General features: G+C 61.1%; 15 protein-coding genes and 6 tRNA genes. 20 read left to right on the top strand and 1 reads right to left on the bottom strand.

Translation table 11 applies throughout. The features are described from left to right. Positions 1–93 precede the first annotated feature (93 nt). The 17 genes from argR to mgtE all read left to right on the top strand — a co-directional run bounded on the left by argR (position 94) and on the right by mgtE (position 16,630). Positions 94–1,074 (top strand): transcriptional regulator ArgR, encoded by a 981-nt coding sequence (gene argR, locus LMH93_RS07275; protein WP_014861200.1) that lies wholly within the window; start codon positions 94–96, stop codon positions 1,072–1,074. 565 nt (positions 1,075–1,639) lie between these two features. Further along, on the top strand, positions 1,640–2,860 hold the full coding sequence (locus LMH93_RS07280) for an aspartate aminotransferase family protein (protein ID WP_003254516.1): 1,221 nt from the start codon (positions 1,640–1,642) through the stop codon (positions 2,858–2,860). A 147-nt stretch (positions 2,861–3,007) separates the two neighbouring features. Next, positions 3,008–4,027, top strand: coding sequence for an arginine/ornithine succinyltransferase subunit alpha (gene aruF, locus LMH93_RS07285; RefSeq protein WP_012051578.1), 1,020 nt, complete (start codon positions 3,008–3,010; stop codon positions 4,025–4,027). 78 nt (positions 4,028–4,105) lie between these two features. Next, the gene (astA, locus tag LMH93_RS07290; protein ID WP_003254513.1) at positions 4,106–5,134 is read left to right on the top strand and encodes an arginine N-succinyltransferase; all 1,029 of its coding nucleotides are present in this window, start codon (positions 4,106–4,108) and stop codon (positions 5,132–5,134) included. Beyond that, a complete protein-coding gene (gene astD, locus LMH93_RS07295; protein WP_004577069.1) occupies positions 5,135–6,598 on the top strand; it encodes a succinylglutamate-semialdehyde dehydrogenase in 1,464 nt (487 codons plus the stop codon). Positions 6,599–6,621: 23 nt separating this feature from the next. Next, positions 6,622–7,971 (top strand): N-succinylarginine dihydrolase, encoded by a 1,350-nt coding sequence (gene astB, locus LMH93_RS07300; protein WP_230064956.1) that lies wholly within the window; start codon positions 6,622–6,624, stop codon positions 7,969–7,971. A gap of 14 nt (positions 7,972–7,985) precedes the next feature. Then, on the top strand, positions 7,986–8,276 hold the full coding sequence (locus LMH93_RS07305; RefSeq protein ID WP_003254508.1) for a topoisomerase II: 291 nt from the start codon (positions 7,986–7,988) through the stop codon (positions 8,274–8,276). Positions 8,277–8,286: 10 nt separating this feature from the next. Further along, positions 8,287–9,294: a succinylglutamate desuccinylase gene (gene astE, locus LMH93_RS07310; protein ID WP_003254507.1), complete on the top strand. Its 1,008-nt coding sequence runs from the start codon at positions 8,287–8,289 to the stop codon at positions 9,292–9,294. Positions 9,295–9,678: 384 nt separating this feature from the next. Further along, positions 9,679–12,303: an alanine--tRNA ligase gene (gene alaS, locus LMH93_RS07315; protein ID WP_230064957.1), complete on the top strand. Its 2,625-nt coding sequence runs from the start codon at positions 9,679–9,681 to the stop codon at positions 12,301–12,303. A gap of 102 nt (positions 12,304–12,405) precedes the next feature. Beyond that, complete coding sequence (locus LMH93_RS07320) at positions 12,406–13,641, top strand: aspartate kinase (RefSeq protein WP_003254504.1); 1,236 nt, start codon at positions 12,406–12,408, stop codon at positions 13,639–13,641. Positions 13,642–13,807: 166 nt separating this feature from the next. After that, complete coding sequence (gene csrA, locus LMH93_RS07325) at positions 13,808–13,996, top strand: carbon storage regulator CsrA (RefSeq protein ID WP_003254503.1); 189 nt, start codon at positions 13,808–13,810, stop codon at positions 13,994–13,996. A 72-nt stretch (positions 13,997–14,068) separates the two neighbouring features. Further along, positions 14,069–14,159 (top strand) — tRNA-Ser (locus tag LMH93_RS07330). Between the two features lie 106 nt (positions 14,160–14,265). Further along, positions 14,266–14,342: transfer RNA gene (locus LMH93_RS07335), tRNA-Arg, on the top strand. 71 nt (positions 14,343–14,413) lie between these two features. Next, positions 14,414–14,490, top strand: a tRNA-Arg gene (locus LMH93_RS07340). Positions 14,491–14,564: 74 nt separating this feature from the next. Further along, positions 14,565–14,641, top strand: a tRNA-Arg gene (locus LMH93_RS07345). A gap of 73 nt (positions 14,642–14,714) precedes the next feature. Further along, positions 14,715–14,791 (top strand) — tRNA-Arg (locus LMH93_RS07350). 396 nt (positions 14,792–15,187) lie between these two features. After that, complete coding sequence (mgtE, locus tag LMH93_RS07355; protein ID WP_003254500.1) at positions 15,188–16,630, top strand: magnesium transporter; 1,443 nt, start codon at positions 15,188–15,190, stop codon at positions 16,628–16,630. 106 nt (positions 16,631–16,736) lie between these two features. Here mgtE and LMH93_RS07360 read toward each other — a convergent pair whose 3' ends face one another. Continuing rightward, positions 16,737–17,063: an Arc family DNA-binding protein gene (locus tag LMH93_RS07360; RefSeq protein WP_003254499.1), complete on the bottom strand. Its 327-nt coding sequence runs from the start codon at positions 17,061–17,063 to the stop codon at positions 16,737–16,739. Positions 17,064–17,132: 69 nt separating this feature from the next. Here LMH93_RS07360 and LMH93_RS07365 point away from each other — a divergent pair, with 69 nt between their 5' ends. The 3 genes from LMH93_RS07365 (at position 17,133) to LMH93_RS07375 (ending at position 18,189) form a co-directional block, all read left to right on the top strand. After that, positions 17,133–17,336 (top strand): hypothetical protein, encoded by a 204-nt coding sequence (locus tag LMH93_RS07365; RefSeq protein ID WP_014755754.1) that lies wholly within the window; start codon positions 17,133–17,135, stop codon positions 17,334–17,336. Positions 17,337–17,407: 71 nt separating this feature from the next. Next, entirely contained in the window at positions 17,408–18,001 is a 594-nt protein-coding gene (phnN, locus tag LMH93_RS07370) for a phosphonate metabolism protein/1,5-bisphosphokinase (PRPP-forming) PhnN (protein WP_054888707.1), read from the top strand. 111 nt (positions 18,002–18,112) lie between these two features. Next, positions 18,113–18,189 (top strand) — tRNA-Arg (locus tag LMH93_RS07375). Positions 18,190–18,223 lie beyond the last annotated feature (34 nt).

Here is an 18,223-nt window from a genome sequence, read left to right on the forward strand (position 1 = left end):
GCATTTTTGCACCAGAATAGGGCATGCTGCGCGGCGAGCGCAGCCTGACCCGGCGCACAGACTCGAACGACCTCAGGTTTCGGACCGTACCCTATGACCACCCAGCGAATCGGTTTTCTCATCTGGCCCAGCACCAGGCCTTTGACCCTGGCGTTGGCCGAGGAAGTGTTGCTGGTGGCGCAGCGGGTGCATCCGGATGTGGTCTACGAGTTGGTCTTCCTGCAGGCCGAGCCTGCGCAGGACGGCGCCTGGCGGCTGCCGGGCGAGCCGTGGACCGGCCGCCTGGAGGGTTGCCACAAGCTCTTTCTGCTGGCCGACGAGCCGCCTGCGGCGATGGGGGCTGCCTTTTCAGCGGCGCTCAAGCAACTGGCGCGCAGTGGTTGCCTGATCGGTGGCTTGTCGGCCGGTGTGTATCCGCTGGCCATGCTGGGCCTGCTCGATGGGTACCGGGCAGCTGTGCACTGGCGCTGGCAGGATGACTTTGCCGAACGCTTCCCCAAGGTCATTGCCACCAGCCACCTGTTCGACTGGGATCGTGACCGTCTGACCGCCTGCGGCGGTATGGCCGTGACCGACCTGCTGCTGGCGGTACTGGCGCGCGATCACGGGGCGGAGCTGGCCGGGGCGGTGTCGGAAGAGCTGGTGGTAGAACGCATCCGCGAGGGTGGCGAGCGCCAGCGTATTCCGCTGCAGAACCGCCTGGGCTCGAGTCACCCCAAGCTGACTCAGGCCGTGTTGCTGATGGAAGCCAACATCGAAGAGCCGCTGACCACCGACGAAATCGCCCAGCATGTGTGCGTGTCACGTCGGCAGTTGGAGCGTATCTTCAAGCAGTACCTGAACCGTGTGCCCAGCCAGTACTACCTGGAGTTGCGGTTGAACAAGGCGCGGCAGATGCTGATGCAGACCAGCAAGTCGATCATCCAGATCGGGCTGTCCTGTGGCTTCTCCTCGGGGCCGCATTTTTCCAGTGCCTACCGTAACTTCTTTGGTGCAACGCCGCGGGAAGACCGGAACCAGCGTCGCAGCAGCAGCCCGTTCGAATTGAGCTCGGCGCCGGCTGAAAAGGGCTGAGATTTCGGTTGGGTTCGGGGTGTATGCCTTGGGGTTGGTGTTGGGGCGCAAATCGAGCGCCGCCCACATGGCGCTTCGCGGGTAAACCCGCTCCTACGCTTGTTTCGGGCCAGTTATGCCTGTGGCATTTGCGCGCGAACGCCTTGGCGCACACCTCGATATCCCGTCGAACAAACAAGGCGGTCGCGCGCGCCAGGCGCAGGAGGGACTGGCCCGAAACAAACGTAGGAGCGGGTTTACCCGCGAAGCGCCGCGCGGGCGGCGCTCGATCTCCCCGTCAACACATTAACATCGCCGTACATCCTGCCCCCCTCACAATCCTGTGTGAACACCCGTACATCCCGCCCCCTCACAAACCTGTGTGAACACCCGTTCACCCAGCCCCCTCTCTCCCGTACACTGCGCGATTGCGACAGTGTTTGTCGCATTGCCGAAAGCCTTGTCAAAACTGGGTTTTGCGCTGTAACAAGTTGTCGCTTGGCCGCAAGGACAGGCGCGGATCAGTCCTTACAATCCCCCCATCGCTCGCCACTTCCAGGCCAGCGTTCCTCTTCAGGAGACTCAGATGTCCGTTGAGCAAGCCCCGGTGCAACGTGCCGATTTCGACCAGGTGATGGTCCCCAACTATTCTCCGGCGGCCTTCATTCCTGTGCGAGGCGAGGGTTCCCGCGTCTGGGACCAGTCGGGTCGCGAGTTGATCGACTTTGCCGGCGGCATCGCGGTCAATGCCCTGGGCCACTGCCACCCGGCACTGGTCAAGGCCCTGACTGAACAGGCCAACACCCTCTGGCACGTCTCCAACGTGTTCACCAACGAGCCGGCCCTGCGCCTGGCCCACAAGCTGGTGGACGCCACCTTTGCCGACCGCGCGTTCTTCTGCAACTCCGGCGCCGAGTCCAACGAGGCCGCTTTCAAGCTGGCCCGTCGTGTGGCTCATGACCGCTTCGGTCCGCAAAAGCACGAAATCATCGCCACCGTGAACAGCTTCCACGGTCGCACCCTGTTTACCGTCAGCGTGGGTGGCCAGCCGAAGTACTCCGATGGCTTTGGCCCGAAGATCACCGGTATCAGCCATGTGCCGTACAACGACCTGGAAGCGTTGAAGGCACAGATTTCCGACAAGACCTGCGCCGTGGTGATCGAGCCGATCCAGGGCGAGAGCGGCGTGGTGCCGGCCGACAAGGCCTACCTGGAAGGCGCGCGCAAGCTGTGTGACGAGCACAATGCGCTGCTGATCTTCGACGAAGTGCAGACTGGCGTGGGCCGTACCGGCTCGCTGTATGCCTACCAGCACTACGGCGTGACCCCGGACATTCTGACCAGTGCCAAGAGCCTGGGCGGCGGCTTCCCGATTGGCGCCATGCTGACCACCACCGAGCTGGCCAAGCACCTGGCCGTTGGCACCCACGGCACCACCTATGGCGGCAACCCGCTGGGCTGCGCCGTTGCCTGCGCGGTGCTGGATGTGGTCAATACCCCGGAAACCCTGGCCGGTATCAAGGCTAAGCACGAGCGCTTCAAAACCCGCCTGGAACAGATCGGCCAGCAGTACAACCTGTTCAGCCAGGTGCGTGGCGTCGGCTTGCTGCTGGGCTGTGTCTTGACCGAGGCCTGGCAAGGCAAGGCCAAGGACGTGCTCAATGCTGCCGAGAAAGAAGGCGTGATGGTGCTGCAGGCCGGCCCGGACGTGGTCCGCTTCGCGCCAAGCCTGGTGGTTGAAGACGCTGACATCGACGAAGGCCTGGACCGCTTCGAACGCGCTGTGGCCACACTGACCAAAGGCTGATCTGCCAGCGGTCCTTTCGCCGGTCCCGGCGCAGCCTCAACCCGAGGCTACGCCGGGCCGGCGATACCCGATTCCAGTGCAGGTGCCTGGGTGCCTGCCGTTTTTCCGTGCCGACGTGAATGGCCCGTATTCCAAAGGAGTGACACCATGCTGGTGATGCGCCCCGCGCAAATGGCTGATCTGAACGACGTGCAGCGCATGGCTGCAGACAGCCCCATTGGTGTCACCTCGCTGCCGGACGACACTGCTCGTCTGGGCGACAAGATTGCCGCCTCTGAGACATCCTTCGCCGCCGAGGTCAGCTTCAACGGTGAAGAGAGTTACTTTTTCGTGCTCGAAGACAGTGAAACAGGCAAGTTGGCCGGCTGCTCGGCCATCGTCGCTTCGGCCGGGTACTCCGAGCCGTTCTACAGTTTTCGTAACGAAACATTCGTGCACGCCTCACGCGAGCTGAAGATACACAACAAGATCCATGTGCTGTCGCTGTGCCACGATCTGACCGGCAACAGCCTGCTGACCAGTTTCTATGTGGCGCCGGAGTTGGTGAACAGTGGCTGGGCCGAGCTCAACTCGCGCGGCCGACTGCTGTTCATGGCTGCGCACCCGGAGCGCTTTGCCGATTCGGTGGTGACCGAAATCGTCGGCTTCAGCGACGAGCAGGGTGAATCGCCGTTCTGGGATGCCATCGGCCGCAACTTCTTCGACCTCAACTATGCCGACGCCGAGCGCCTGTGCGGCCTGAAGAGCCGTACCTTTCTCGCCGAGCTGATGCCCCACTACCCGATCTACGTGCCGTTGTTGCCAGACCTGGCGCAGGAAGCCATGGGCCAGGTACATCCGCGGGCGCAGATCACCTTCGACATACTCATGCGCGAAGGCTTCGAGACCGAGCACTACATCGACATCTTCGACGGCGGCCCGACCCTGCATGCGCGCACCTCTGGCATCCGCTCGATCGCCCAGAGCCGGGTGGTGCCGGTGAAGATCGAAGAGGCCCCGGCCAAAGGCGGTCGCCCGTACCTGGTGTGCAACGGCCTGTTGCAGGACTACCGCGCGGTGTTGCTGGACCTGGACTGGGTGCCTGGCAAGCCGGTCAGCCTGAGCGTGGCAGCAGCCGACGCGCTGGGCGTGGGCGAGGGCGCCAGCGTGCGCCTGGTCGCGGTTTGAGGTCTGGCAACAGACGTTTCGGGATTGATGCGTTAGCAGAGTTTCGCGCCGGCCGATGCCGCCGCACAAGGAGATAGCATGATCGTTCGTCCTGTACGCAGCAGCGATTTGCCTGCGTTGATCGAATTGGCACGCAGCACCGGCACCACCGGGCTGACCACGCTGCCGGCCAACGAAGAGCGCCTGGGGCATCGCGTTGGTTGGGCGGAAAAAAGCTTTCGTGGCGAAGCCGAGCGTGGCGACACCGATTACCTGTTCGTGCTGGAAAACGACGAAGGTCTGGTGGTGGGTATCAGTGCCATCGCCGGCGCCGTCGGCCTGCGTGAGCCTTGGTACAACTACCGGGTCGGCCTGACTGTCAGCGCCTCGCAGGAGCTGAAGATCTACCGCGAAATCCCGACGCTGTTCCTGGCCAACGACCTGACCGGCAACTCCGAGCTGTGCTCGCTGTTCCTGCGTAGCGACTACCGCTCGGGCCTCAATGGCCGCCTGCTGTCGCGTGCGCGCATGCTGTTCATTGCCGAGTTCCCCGAGCTGTTCGGCAAGAAGATCATTGCCGAAATGCGCGGCATGTCTGACGAGCAGGGCCGTTCGCCGTTCTGGGAAAGCCTGGGCCGGCATTTTTTCAAGATGGAGTTCAGCCAGGCCGACTACCTCACCGGCGTGGGCAACAAGTCGTTCATCGCCGAACTGATGCCCAAGTTCCCGCTGTACACCTGCTTCCTGTCCGAAGCGGCGCGCAGTGTGATCGGCCGTGTGCACAAAGACACCGAGCCGGCGCTGGCCATGCTCAAGCAGGAAGGCTTCAACTACCAGGGCTACGTCGACATCTTCGATGCCGGCCCGGCCATCGAGTGTGACACTGCCAAGATCCGCGCCGTGCGCGAGAGCCAGACCCTGGTGCTGGCGGTAGGTACGCCAGGCGATGACGCGACCCCTTTCATCATCCACAACCGCAAGCGCGACGATTGCCGCATCACTGCTGCACCTGCACGGTTGGCCGCCGGCACCCTGGTGGTCGACCCGTTGACCGCCAAGCGCCTGCGCATGGGCGTCGGCGACAATGTCCGCGCGGTGCCGCTGTCGGCCAGCCGGGAGGCCCAGTAAATGACCACGCATTACATCGCAGGCAATTGGCAGGCCGGCCAGGGTGAAACCCTGCAGTCGCTCAACCCGGTGACCCAGGCCGTGATCTGGCAAGGGCAGGGCGCTGACGCCAGCCAGGTCGACGCTGCCGTGCAGGCCGCGCGGCAGGCCTTTCCGGCCTGGGCGCAATTGAGCCTGGAGGCACGTATCGATGTGCTGGAGAAGTTTGCCGCCCAGCTGAAAGTGCATGCCGAAGCCATGGCCCAGTGCATTGGCGAGGAAACCGGGAAGCCGCTGTGGGAATCTGCGACTGAAGTCACCAGTATGATCAACAAGGTGGCGATTTCAGTACAGAGCTACCGCGAGCGCACCGGCGAAAAGAGTGGTCCGCTGGCCGATGCCACGGCTGTTCTGCGGCACAAGCCTCACGGCGTCGTGGCGGTGTTCGGCCCTTACAATTTCCCCGGGCACCTGCCCAATGGCCATATCGTGCCGGCGCTGCTGGCAGGCAACTGCGTGGTGTTCAAGCCCAGCGAGCTCACCCCCAAGGTCGCTGAGCTTACCGTCAACTGCTGGATTGCTGCCGGCCTGCCGGCGGGTGTGCTGAACCTGGTGCAGGGCGCACGTGAAACCGGTGTGGCGCTGGCCGCCAACCCAGGTATCGATGGCCTGTTCTTCACCGGCTCCAGCCGCACCGGCAACTTGCTGCATCAACAGTTCGCAGGCCGCCCAGACAAGATCCTGGCCCTGGAAATGGGGGGTAACAACCCGCTGGTGGTGGACGAGGTCAAGGACCTCGATGCGGCGGTGTATACCATTGTCCAGTCGGCGTTCATTTCCGCCGGCCAGCGTTGCACCTGCGCGCGGCGCCTGCTGGTGCCGCAAGGCGCCTGGGGTGATGCGCTGATCGCGCGCCTGGTCGAAGTGTGCAAAACCATCACGGTGGGGGCGTTCGATGAACAGCCGGCGCCTTTCATGGGGTCGGTGATTTCGCTGCAGGCGGCTCGGGCGCTGCTTGCCGCCCAGGTTGAACTGGCCGCCAAAGGTGGCGTGAAACTGCTGGAAATGACTCAGCCGCAGGCCGATGCTGCACTGCTGACCCCGGGCATTGTCGATGTCACCGCCGTGGCTGACCGCCCGGACGAAGAGTTTTTCGGCCCGCTGTTGCAGGTGATCCGCTACGCCGACTTCGATGCTGCCATCGATGAAGCCAATAACACCCAGTATGGCCTGGCCGCCGGCTTGCTGTCTGATTCGCGGGCCCGCTACCAGTACTTCTGGTTGCGCAGTCGCGCTGGCATCGTCAACTGGAACAAACAGCTGACGGGGGCTGCCAGCAGCGCGCCGTTCGGTGGTGTGGGTGCCAGTGGCAACCATCGCGCCAGCGCCTATTACGCGGCCGACTACTGCGCTTACCCCGTGGCTTCGCTGGAGACCGCCAGCCTTGCCTTGCCGGCGACCCTGACGCCGGGCGTCACCCTATAACAACAGGTCACGGAGCCTAGCCGATGAAATCCTATGAAGTGAATTTTGATGGCCTGGTGGGGCCTACCCACAACTATGGCGGCCTGTCTTACGGTAACGTGGCTTCGCAGAGCAACAGCCAGCAGGCGTCCAACCCGCGTGAGGCCGCGCGCCAGGGCCTGGCGAAGATGAAAGCGCTGGCCGACATGGGCTTCAAGCAGGGTGTTCTGGCGCCACAAGAGCGCCCGGACGTGGCGGCGCTGCGCCGCCTGGGGTTCAGTGGTAGCGATGCCGACGTTATCCAGCGCGCCGCCCGCGAGGCCATGCCGTTGCTGGTGGCCAGTTGCTCGGCCTCGAGCATGTGGGTGGCCAACGCCGCGACAGTCAGCCCGAGTGCCGACACTGCTGACGGTCGCGTGCACTTCACTGCCGCCAACCTCAACTGCAAATATCACCGCAGCATCGAACACCCGACCACCAGCCGCGTGCTGGGCGCCATGTTCAACAACGAGAAACACTTTGCCCACCACGCTGCGCTGCCTGCCGTGGCACAGTTCGGTGACGAGGGCGCGGCCAACCACACGCGCTTCTGCCGCGCCTATGGCGAGGCTGGCGTGGAGTTTTTTGTCTACGGCCGCAGTGCCTTCGACAGCCGTTACCCCGCGCCACAGAAGTACCCGGCCCGACAAACTCTGGAGGCCTCGCAAGCTGTGGCCCGGCTGCACGGCCTGAGCGATGACGGTGTGGTCTACGCTCAACAGAACCCGGCGGTGATCGACCAGGGTGTGTTCCACAATGATGTGATTTCGGTCGGTAACGGCGAGGTGCTGTTCTACCACGAGGACGCGTTTCTCGAGACCGACGCGGTACTTGGGCAACTGCGAGCTAAACTGGCCAGCAAGGGTGGCAACTTCCAGGCCATCTGCGTGCCCAAGGCCGCGGTGGCGGTGGAGGACGCGGTGCGTTCCTACCTGTTCAACAGCCAGCTGCTCAGCCGCGACGATGGTTCCATGCTGCTGGTCGTGCCGGAAGAGTGCCGCAACAACGAGCGGGTCTGGGCCTATCTGGGCCAGCTGACCAGCCAGGAAGGCCCGGTGAAGGAGGTCAAGGTATTCGACCTCAAGCAAAGCATGCAAAACGGCGGCGGCCCGGCCTGCCTGCGTTTGCGCGTGGCTTTGAAAGAAGCGGAACTGGCAGCCGTCAACCAAGGCGTTATCATGACGGCCCCGCTGTATGACACGCTGCTGCAGTGGGTCGACAGGCACTACCGCGATCGCCTTGGCGAAGCAGACCTGGCTGACCCGCAACTGCTGGTGGAATGCCGTACGGCACTGGACGAATTGACCCAGATCCTGAAGTTGGGCTCGGTGTATCCGTTCCAACGCCAACCTTGAAGAGAGACTCTGTAATGACCGACGCCTTGCGCCTGATCCTCGAAGATGAAGACGGCACCCAGCTGGAAACTTCCTGCACCCGCTTTGCTGTGGTCTGGCAAGGCAAGGAAGTGTGGATTCAGCAGGATGGCCGTGGCCAGTTGCTGATCGGCGTGGATGTCGAGGAAGACGACACCGAGTATGCCAACTTGCTGCTGCGCCCGATGGCCACCAATCTGGTCAGCCTGCAGCTGGAAATGGAACCGGCAGAACTTGGCGAAGACGACGATCACGTTCATGGCCCTGACTGCGGTCACCACCACTAAGGAAGCACCTATGCTCGCCCTTGGCAAATTGCTTGAGCTGACCCTCACCGCTCACGAACCGGCTGAGAAGACCCAAGTGACACCCGGGGGCGCGCGTTTGCGATGGCTGGGGGAAGGCGCGCTCGAAGTGCGTCCGGCCGAAAGCGAAGATTGCGGGCTGGACTTGCTGTTGTCCGCCGGCATTCATGGCAACGAAACAGCGCCGATCGAATTGCTCGAACGGCTGCTGCACGGCGTGGCCAACGGCAAGATCAAACCCAGGGCACGGGTGCTGTTCCTGTTCGGCAACCCGGCGGCGATCCGCAAGGGCGAGCGCTTTATCGAACAGGACATCAACCGCTTGTTCAATGGTCGCCATGAGCTGTCCAGCGGGTTCGAAGCACTGCGTGCTGCCGAGCTTGAACAGTTCGCCCGGGTGTTCTTCAGCAAGCCGGGGCGCAACCGCCTGCATTACGACCTGCATACTGCCATCCGCGGTTCGAAGATCGAGCAATTCGCCTTGTACCCTTATAAAGAGGGGCGCAAGCACTCCCGTCGTGAGCTGGCGCGCCTGGCGGCGGCAGGTATGGAAGCGGTGCTGCTGCAAAGCAAGTCGTCCATCACCTTCAGTGCTTTCACCTACGAACAGCTTGAGGCTGAAGCTTTCACCCTGGAGTTGGGCAAGGCCCGCCCGTTCGGCCAGAACGAGCAGGTGAACCTCGACAAGCTCGAAGAGCGGCTGATCCGCATCATCGAGGCTACCGAGCCCGAAAACGAAAGTTCGCTGGATGGCCTGCAGCTGTTCAGTGTTTCTCGCGAAATCATCAAGCACAGCGACAGCTTCCACCTGCACCTGCCGGCGGACATCGAAAACTTCTCCGAGCTGAGCAAGGGTTACCTGCTGGCTGAAGACCTGGCCGAGATGCGCTGGGTAGTCGAGGAGGAGGGCGCGCGCATCATCTTCCCCAATCCCAAGGTCAGGAACGGCCTGCGCGCCGGCATTCTGATCGTGCCGGATTCGGGGCAGCGGCTGGGGTGAGAGCGGTGTCGCCTGTTTCGCGGGTGAGCCCGCTCCTACGGGCACGGCGCCACATTAAGGCCTTGCACATACCTTGTAGGAGCGGGTTTACCCGCGAACCAGGCGACACAGTTTCGGATCCTATCCATGATGAAAACCTTTTAATTCACCGCCTGTTCCCTTTTCCCCTCCCTTAAGCGGTAATTGGCTTGCCAGTGGCGAAACACAGGATTTAGCATCCGGTCATGTCGTTTTCGTTTGCATAGCCCGAAAAACCGTCCAAACGATGGCTTCTATCGTATAAACACACTGCATCAAGACTGCAGGACCGATATAATGCGGCCCTTTGCCGTCGTTTCGTCGACGCGTTTGCCCAACAGGGCCGCCGTTTCCGTGGAAGAACCTATGAAAAGCGCAGAAATCCGTGAAGCCTTCCTTCGCTTCTTCGAAGAGCAGGGACATACCCGAGTCGCCTCCAGTTCGCTGATCCCGAACAACGACCCGACCCTGCTGTTCACCAACGCAGGCATGAACCAGTTCAAGGACTGCTTCCTCGGTGCGGAGAAGCGCGCCTACACGCGTGCTGTCAGCAGCCAGAAGTGCGTGCGTGCCGGTGGCAAGCACAACGACCTGGAAAACGTCGGTTACACCGCGCGTCACCACACCTTCTTCGAAATGCTGGGCAACTTCAGCTTCGGCGACTATTTCAAGCGCGATGCCATTACCTTCGCCTGGACCTTCCTGACGTCTGAGCAGTGGCTGAACCTGCCCAAGGAAAAGCTCTGGGTCACCGTCTACGCCACCGACGACGAAGCCTACGACATCTGGACCAAGGAAGTCGGCGTGCCGGCCGAGCGCATGGTGCGCATCGGCGATAACAAGGGCGCCCCGTACGCCTCCGACAACTTCTGGACCATGGGCGATACCGGCCCGTGCGGCCCATGCACCGAGATTTTCTACGATCACGGCCCGGATATCTGGGGTGGCCCACCTGGCTCGCCAGAAGAAGACGGTGACCGCTACATCGAGATCTGGAACAACGTCTTCATGCAGTTCAACCGTACAGCCGACGGTGTGTTGCACCCGCTGCCAGCGCCGTCGGTGGACACCGGCATGGGCCTGGAGCGCGTCAGCGCCGTGCTGCAGCACGTGCATTCGAACTACGAGATCGACCTGTTCCAGAACCTGCTGGCTGCCGCAGCCCAGGCCATCGGTTGCAGCAATGACGGCCAGGCCTCGCTGAAAGTGGTCGCCGACCACATCCGTTCGTGCGGCTTCCTGATTGCCGACGGCGTGCTGCCGTCCAACGAGGGCCGTGGCTACGTGCTGCGCCGCATCATTCGCCGCGCTTGCCGTCACGGCAACAAGCTGGGCGCCAAGGGCAGCTTCTTCTACCAGATCGTTGCCGCACTGGCCGCTGAAATGGGCGAAGCCTTCCCGGAGCTGAAGAGCCAGCAAGCGCACATCGAGCGCGTGCTCAAGGCCGAAGAAGAGCAGTTCGCCAAGACCCTGGAGCAGGGCCTGCGCATCCTCGAGCAAGACCTGGCCCAGCTGAAAGGCGACGTGGTACCGGGCGACGTGGTGTTCAAGCTGTACGACACCTATGGCTTCCCGATGGACCTGACTGCCGACATCGCCCGTGAGCGTGAGCTGACTATCGACGAAGCCGGCTTCGAGCGTGAAATGGACGCCCAGCGTGAGCGTGCCCGTTCCGCCAGCGCCTTCGGCATGGATTACAACAGCCTGGTCAAGGTCGACAGCGCCACCGAGTTCCTCGGTTACGACACCACCGAGGGCCAGGGCAAGATCATCGCCCTGTACAAGGACGGCCAATCCGTTGACCAGCTGAGTGAAGGCGAGCAGGGCGTTGTGGTGCTCGACCGCACGCCGTTCTACGCCGAGTCCGGTGGCCAGGTCGGTGACAGCGGCTTCCTGCAGGCGGGTGCTGCACGCTTCGACGTGCGTGATACCACCAAGACCGGCGGCGCCTTCCTGCACCACGGCGTGGTCGCCAGCGGTGCGCTGCTGATCGGTTCGCCCGTCGAGGCCAAGGTCGATGCCGACGTACAGCACGCCACCTCGTTGAATCACTCCGCCACCCACCTGCTGCACGAAGCACTGCGCCAGGTACTGGGCGAGCATGTACAGCAGAAGGGCTCGCTGGTCGACAGCCAGCGCCTGCGTTTCGACTTCAGCCACTTCGAAGCGGTGAAGCCGGAGCAGATCAAGCAGCTGGAAGACATCGTCAACCGCGAGATTCGCAAGAACACCCCGGTTGAAACCGAACTGACCGACATCGAAACTGCCAAGGCCAAAGGCGCAATGGCGCTGTTCGGGGAGAAATACGGCGACACCGTGCGTGTGCTGAGCATGGGCGGTGATTTTTCGGTGGAATTGTGCGGCGGTATCCACGCCAAGCGCACCGGTGACATCAGCCTGTTCAAGATCATCAGCGAAGGCGGCGTAGCCTCTGGTGTGCGCCGTATCGAAGCCGTAACCGGTGCCGCTGCGCTGGCTTACCTGAACGCTGCCGAAGAGCAGGTCAAGGAAGCCGCACAACTGGTCAAGGGTAACCGCGACAACCTGATCGACAAGCTGTCGGCTGTGCTTGAGCGCAACCGCCAGCTGGAGAAGCAGCTGGAACAGCTGCAGGCCAAGGCCGCCAGCGCCGCCGGGGACGATCTCTCCAACGCGGCCGTTGAGGTCAAGGGTGCCAAGGTCCTCGCCGCCCGCCTGGATGGGCAGGATGGCAAGGCCCTGCTGGCCCTGGTCGATCAGCTGAAGAACAAGCTCGGCCACGCAGTGATCCTGCTGGGCAGCGAGCATGAGGGCAAGGTTGTGCTGGTGGCCGGCGTGACCAAGGACCTCTCCAGCCAACTCAAGGCTGGCGATCTGATGAAACAAGCCGCTGCGGCGGTGGGTGGCAAGGGCGGCGGCCGTCCGGACATGGCCCAGGGTGGTGGCGTCGACGTCGCTGCCCTGGACCAGGCCCTGGCGCTGGCCGTGCCATTCGCAGAGCAGGGACTTTGAGATGAGGGGGTGGAGGGTCTAGTGGCCACACAGGCCACTCCCGTCCACCCCTTCATGTTGGATTGTTTTTTGGGGCCCTGTATGGGCTGAGGCACCATTGAAATGGCGTTGATCGTACAGAAATTTGGCGGCACCTCTGTCGGTTCCATCGAGCGGATCGAGCAGGTAGCCGAAAAGGTCAAGAAACACCGTGAAGCGGGCGACGACCTGGTGGTTGTGCTGTCGGCCATGAGCGGTGAAACCAATCGCCTGATCGACTTGGCCAAGCAGATCACCGATCAGCCGGTTCCTCGTGAACTGGACGTGATCGTGTCGACGGGTGAGCAGGTCACCATTGCCCTGCTGACCATGGCCTTGATCAAGCGTGGTGTGCCAGCGGTGTCCTACACCGGCAACCAGGTGCGTATTCTCACCGACAGCTCGCACAACAAGGCGCGCATTCTGCAAATCGACGACCAGAAGATTCGTGCCGACCTCAAGGAAGGTCGCGTGGTCGTGGTTGCAGGCTTCCAGGGTGTCGACGAGCACGGCAGCATCACTACCCTGGGTCGTGGTGGCTCTGATACCACCGGCGTGGCCCTGGCGGCAGCGCTGAAGGCTGATGAGTGCCAGATCTACACTGATGTTGATGGCGTCTACACCACCGACCCGCGCGTCGTGCCACAGGCTCGTCGCCTGGAGAAGATCACCTTCGAAGAGATGCTGGAAATGGCCAGCCTCGGTTCCAAGGTGCTGCAGATCCGTTCGGTGGAGTTCGCCGGCAAGTACAACGTTCCGCTGCGCGTGCTGCACAGCTTCAAGGAGGGTCCGGGTACCCTCATTACCATTGATGAAGAGGAATCCATGGAACAGCCGATCATTTCCGGTATCGCCTTCAACCGTGATGAAGCAAAGCTGACCATTCGCGGCGTGCCGGATACCCCGGGCGTGGCCTTCAAGATCCTCGGCCCGATCAGCGCTTCGAACATCGAAGTCGACATGATCGTGCAGAACGTTGCTCACGATAACACCACCGACTTCACCTTCACCGTGCACCGCAATGAGTACGAGAAGGCGCAGAGCGTGCTGGAAAACACTGCGCGCGAAATCGGTGCCCGTGAAGTGATCGGCGACACCAAGATCGCCAAGGTCTCGATCGTTGGCGTCGGCATGCGTTCGCACGCCGGTGTTGCCAGCTGCATGTTCGAAGCCCTGGCCAAGGAGAGCATCAACATCCAGATGATCTCCACTTCCGAGATCAAGGTTTCGGTGGTGCTCGAAGAGAAGTACCTGGAGCTGGCCGTGCGCGCGCTGCATACCGCGTTCGATCTGGATGCTCCTGCCCGACAGGGCGAGTAAGGCGCTGCCTGGAAGGGCGCGGCTTGCCGCGCCCTTCGCGTTTCTGCTCGCCGCGCAGGCCCTGTCCTGCCCTGTGCGGCGAGTAACCGGGGCCATGGTCGTCGTCCGCGACCCGGCCCGATATCCAAGACTGTTACCCCTGAATGTTTTGCGTAAGGAGAAAGCTATGTTGATTCTGACTCGTCGGTGCGCCGAGAGCCTGATCATTGGAGACGGCGAGATCACCGTGACGGTGCTTGGCGTCAAAGGCAACCAGGTGCGTATTGGCGTGAGCGCCCCGAAAGAAGTGGCAGTTCACCGCGAGGAAATCTACCTGCGGATCAAGAAGGAGAAGGATGAAGAGCCAAGCCTTTAATTTTTTTGAAGTTTTTTTCAAAAAAAGGGTTGCAAAGGTGAAAGAGGTTCTTTAATATTCGCCTCGTGTTGCGGTGAGGTGGCCGAGTGGCCGAAGGCGCTCCCCTGCTAAGGGAGTATACCTCATAAGGGTATCGGGGGTTCGAATCCCCCCTTCACCGCCATTATTTGCGTAGGGCGCTGTAAACGGTAGGAACGCTAAGTAGTTGTTTTATAACGAAAAGATTCTTGCAAAAATGTTTCAGCGACCTATAATGCGCGGCAAGACACGGACTCATAGCTCAGCTGGATAGAGTACTCGGCTACGAACCGAGCGGTCGCAGGTTCGAATCCTGCTGAGTCCGCCACTTTTGAAGTGGCTTTGTTTGCAAGGCTGCTTCAATCAACCAGCGGTATCTGGTCTAAAACTGCCAATTGCGGACTCATAGCTCAGCTGGATAGAGTACTCGGCTACGAACCGAGCGGTCGCAGGTTCGAATCCTGCTGAGTCCGCCACTTTCTTGAAGTGGTTCTGCTTGCAAAGCCATTTCAGTCAACCAGCGGTAATCTGGTTTAAAACTGCCAATCGCGGACTCATAGCTCAGCTGGATAGAGTACTCGGCTACGAACCGAGCGGTCGCAGGTTCGAATCCTGCTGAGTCCGCCACTTTCTTGAAGTGGTTCTGCTTGCAAAGCCATTTCAGTAAGCCAGTGGTAACCTGGTCTAAAACTACCATCACGGACTCATAGCTCAGCTGGATAGAGTACTCGGCTACGAACCGAGCGGTCGCAGGTTCGAATCCTGCTGAGTCCGCCATACCCCATCAGAAAGCCCGCTCAATAGAGCGGGCTTTTTGTTTGTGCGCCAATGAATTCTTGAGCCTGTCGATCTACGCTCTTCTGTAATGATTGCGGTGTAGTCTTGAGCCGCTGAGCGGCCTCAAAAATCAAATGTGCTTTCCCATCCACAACAACCGTCGCACTGATAGCTTCACGCGTTGTCCCAGCTTTATCGCGCAAACGATTGTTCTGGCCAAAAATTTAAGCGATCTGACAGCTTTAGCAGTGTATGATTGCGCCCGTCAGCCCCGCCGGGGCTTGTGGAAAACCACCATGGACTTACCCAGTAGTTACTCGCTAACACGATTCATACAGAAAGATCTGACCGATTGATTCCCTCGGCGTGCTCCGCTGCTGGGAGTGGAGTTCGCCTATGACCGAAGTAGAAGTTAAAAAAGCGCAAGAAAGCCTGCAGGATCGCCTGGCCCAGGTGGTCGAACTGCTGCAGCGTCAGCGCATGGTCGAAGACCTGACCCATCGCCAGGAAGGCGCGCACAATGACCTGGTGGAAAACCTGGTCCACCGCCAGAACCTCGTCGAGCTGCAGCGCAAGCTCGATGACCTGCACCCCGCCGACATCGCCTACATCCTCGAAGCCTTGCCCCTGGAAGATCGCCTGACGGTCTGGCAGCTGGTGCGCTCGGAGCGCGATGGCGACATCCTGCTGGAAGTTTCCGATTCGGTTCGCCAATCGCTGATCGCCGACATGGACGATCACGAGCTGCTGGCTGCCGCCAAGGAGATGGACGCCGACGAACTGGCCGACCTCGCCCCAGAGCTGCCGCGTGACGTTGTTCACGAGCTGATGGAAACCCTCGATGCCCAGCAACGCGAGCGGGTGCGTTCGGCGCTGAGCTACGACGAGGAGCAGGTCGGTGCGCTGATGGACTTCGAGATGGTCACCATCCGCGAAGACGTCAGCCTGGAAGTGGTGCTGCGCTACCTGCGCCGCCTGAAAGAATTGCCGAACCACACCGACAAGTTGTTCGTGGTCGATTACGACGGCATCCTCAAGGGGGTATTGCCGATCAAGCGCCTGCTGGTCAACGACCCGGAGAAGAAGGTGGCGGAGGTCATGGCGACCGACCCTGTCTCCTTCCAGCCCGAGGAAGATGCCTACGATGCAGCGCAGGCTTTCGAGCGTTATGACCTGGTATCCGCCCCGGTGGTGGACAAGAGCGAACGCCTGATCGGCCGTCTGACCATCGACGAAATGGTTGACCTGATTCGTGAGGAAAGCGAGAGCGAAGTCCTCAACATGGCGGGTCTGCGTGAAGAGGAAGATATTTTCGCCTCGGTCTGGCGTTCGTTCCGCAACCGTTGGGCGTGGCTGGCCATCAACCTGATTACCGCGTTCGTTGCTTCGCGAGTGATCGGGTTGTTCGAAGGTTCGATTGAAAAGCTGGTGGCGTTGGCTGCGCTGATGCCGATCGTTGCGGGTATTGGTGGCAACTCTGGTAACCAGACCATCACCATGATCGTCCGCGCCATGGCCCTGGACCAAGTGTCGCCAGGCAATACCAGCCGCTTGATGCGCAAGGAATTGGCGGTGTCGCTGATCAACGGCCTGGTTTGGGGCGGAGTGATTGGTGCGGTGGCTTTCTGGCTGTATGGCAGCTGGTCGCTGGGGGTGGTGATGACTGCAGCGATGACCTTGAACTTGTTGTTGGCAGCGCTGATGGGCGTGCTGATCCCGATGACATTGGCCCGCCTGGGGCGCGACCCTGCGATGGGGGCGAGCGTGATGATCACTGCTGTGACCGACAGCGGTGGTTTCTTCATCTTCCTGGGGCTGGCGACGCTGTTCCTGTTGTAAGCCGATCCTCCCTGTGGGAGCGTCCCGCAGGGAAATGCCTTTGCTGCCAATCAGTCATCCACAAAAAAGCCAGCTTACGCTGGCTTTTTTGTGTTCGCTGCAGGCCTCAGGAAGCGTCTGCGGCCATTTCCACATCGTGAGCGATGAGGGCGACCAGGGCGTTCTGCTGGCGGTGGGACAGTTGGCGGAAACGCTGCAGCAACTCGCGCTCATGCAGGGACAGCTCGGGGCTGTCCAGGCGCATGCTCAGTTCATCACCCAGCGCACCTTCCTGGATAAGGCTCTGCTCCAGGCGTGCAATGATCTCGGAGTTCATGCTGCGGTGGTGGTTGCGCGCTACCTCGGCAATGCGCTCACGCATTCCGTCTGGCAGGCGGACGACGAACTTGTCAGCGGTGCGGCTCGAATAAATAGCCTGTTTCATTGGGCGCATATAAATTGACCAGAGTTTGGTTCAGGGGAAGCGGTTCTCAAATTGGCCGCACGGGATGGAAGTACGACCGTGGCGACGACAAAATGTTCAACCGCCAGTGAAAAATGGATGCTCATCTTGCCTCATGGTCGCCGTTTGCTTGGCGTCAATTATGTGACAAATAGTGAGCCGGATAAAGGCTTTATGCCAGTACCAATTATCAGAAATGAGCACTGGTTTGAAAAGTTTTACATGCTCTGGCTAGCCTGGCCGTCAGTCTTTTGCCGTCAATAATCGGTAAAACGCAGAAAAATGCCCAGAAAAGCCCTAGAATGCGCCGGTTCTCTCCATAGAGCATAGTGGCTATGCAACATGACGCAAGCGACCGCCGATCAGGGACGGGCCGGTTGATATTTCTGGTTGGGCCGTCGGGTTCCGGGAAAGACTCCCTGATCGACGCTTCGCGTGAGCAACTGGCCCTCGCCGGGGTAGAAATTGCCCGCCGGGTCATCACCCGTTCGGCCGAAGCCAAAGGCGAAGCTGCCCAAGGGGTCACGCCTGAGCAGTTTGATACCTTGCGTGCGCAGGGTGCGTTTGCCATGCACTGGCGGGCCAATGGCCTGGACTATGGCATACCCCGGCAGGTGGACCAGTGGTTGGCGGCGGGGAGGGCAGTGCTGGTGAATGGCTCGCGGGCTTATCTGCCAGAAGCCCGTCAGCGCTACCCGGATTTGTTGGCCGTGTTGGTCGAGGTCAAGCCTGAGGTGCTGCGCCAGCGCTTGCTGGCCCGGGGCCGGGAAACTGCAGAAGAAGTGGAGCAGCGCCTGGCGCGCAGCGCACGCTTGCAAGCTGCAGCCGACCCGTCGGTACATGTGCTGGATAATTCTTCCACACTGGAGGCGGCGGTCGCCGCATTTGTTTCGCTGCTTCGCCATCAGGGCGTGCTACCACGGGGATAGCAGCGGCAGAAAAGGATTACGCGAAAAAGCCCAGTTGAGGCATGACAAACGCCAGCATGCTGGTTAACATGCTGGCCATCCCGCTGTGCAGCGCTCGCTGCCGGTCGTAGCGTCTCAGTAGCTCAATTGGATAGAGCATCCCCCTCCTAAGGGGAAGGTTGCAGGTTCAATTCCTGCCTGGGACGCCATTCTCGTCATTCCCATTATTGTCTCCGTCGCCTT

This window comes from Pseudomonas sp. CIP-10, assembly GCF_020911845.1.
GTDB classification, from domain to species: Bacteria; Pseudomonadota; Gammaproteobacteria; order Pseudomonadales; family Pseudomonadaceae; genus Aquipseudomonas; species Aquipseudomonas alloputida.

Bases quoted from the DNA above. Each gene is read 5' to 3' on its own strand.
- argR (WP_014861200.1), top strand. From the start codon at position 94: ATGACCACCCAGCGAATCGGTTTTCTCATCTGGCCCAGCACCAGGCCT.
- aruF (WP_012051578.1), top strand. From the start codon at position 3,008: ATGCTGGTGATGCGCCCCGCGCAAATGGCTGATCTGAACGACGTGCAG.
- astA (WP_003254513.1), top strand. From the start codon at position 4,106: ATGATCGTTCGTCCTGTACGCAGCAGCGATTTGCCTGCGTTGATCGAA.
- LMH93_RS07360 (WP_003254499.1), bottom strand. From the start codon at position 17,063: ATGCGCCCAATGAAACAGGCTATTTATTCGAGCCGCACCGCTGACAAG.
- LMH93_RS07320 (WP_003254504.1), top strand. From the start codon at position 12,406: ATGGCGTTGATCGTACAGAAATTTGGCGGCACCTCTGTCGGTTCCATC.
- LMH93_RS07305 (WP_003254508.1), top strand. From the start codon at position 7,986: ATGACCGACGCCTTGCGCCTGATCCTCGAAGATGAAGACGGCACCCAG.
- alaS (WP_230064957.1), top strand. From the start codon at position 9,679: ATGAAAAGCGCAGAAATCCGTGAAGCCTTCCTTCGCTTCTTCGAAGAG.
- astD (WP_004577069.1), top strand. From the start codon at position 5,135: ATGACCACGCATTACATCGCAGGCAATTGGCAGGCCGGCCAGGGTGAA.
- csrA (WP_003254503.1), top strand. From the start codon at position 13,808: ATGTTGATTCTGACTCGTCGGTGCGCCGAGAGCCTGATCATTGGAGAC.
- astE (WP_003254507.1), top strand. From the start codon at position 8,287: ATGCTCGCCCTTGGCAAATTGCTTGAGCTGACCCTCACCGCTCACGAA.
- mgtE (WP_003254500.1), top strand. From the start codon at position 15,188: ATGACCGAAGTAGAAGTTAAAAAAGCGCAAGAAAGCCTGCAGGATCGC.
- phnN (WP_054888707.1), top strand. From the start codon at position 17,408: ATGCAACATGACGCAAGCGACCGCCGATCAGGGACGGGCCGGTTGATA.
- LMH93_RS07280 (WP_003254516.1), top strand. From the start codon at position 1,640: ATGTCCGTTGAGCAAGCCCCGGTGCAACGTGCCGATTTCGACCAGGTG.
- astB (WP_230064956.1), top strand. From the start codon at position 6,622: ATGAAATCCTATGAAGTGAATTTTGATGGCCTGGTGGGGCCTACCCAC.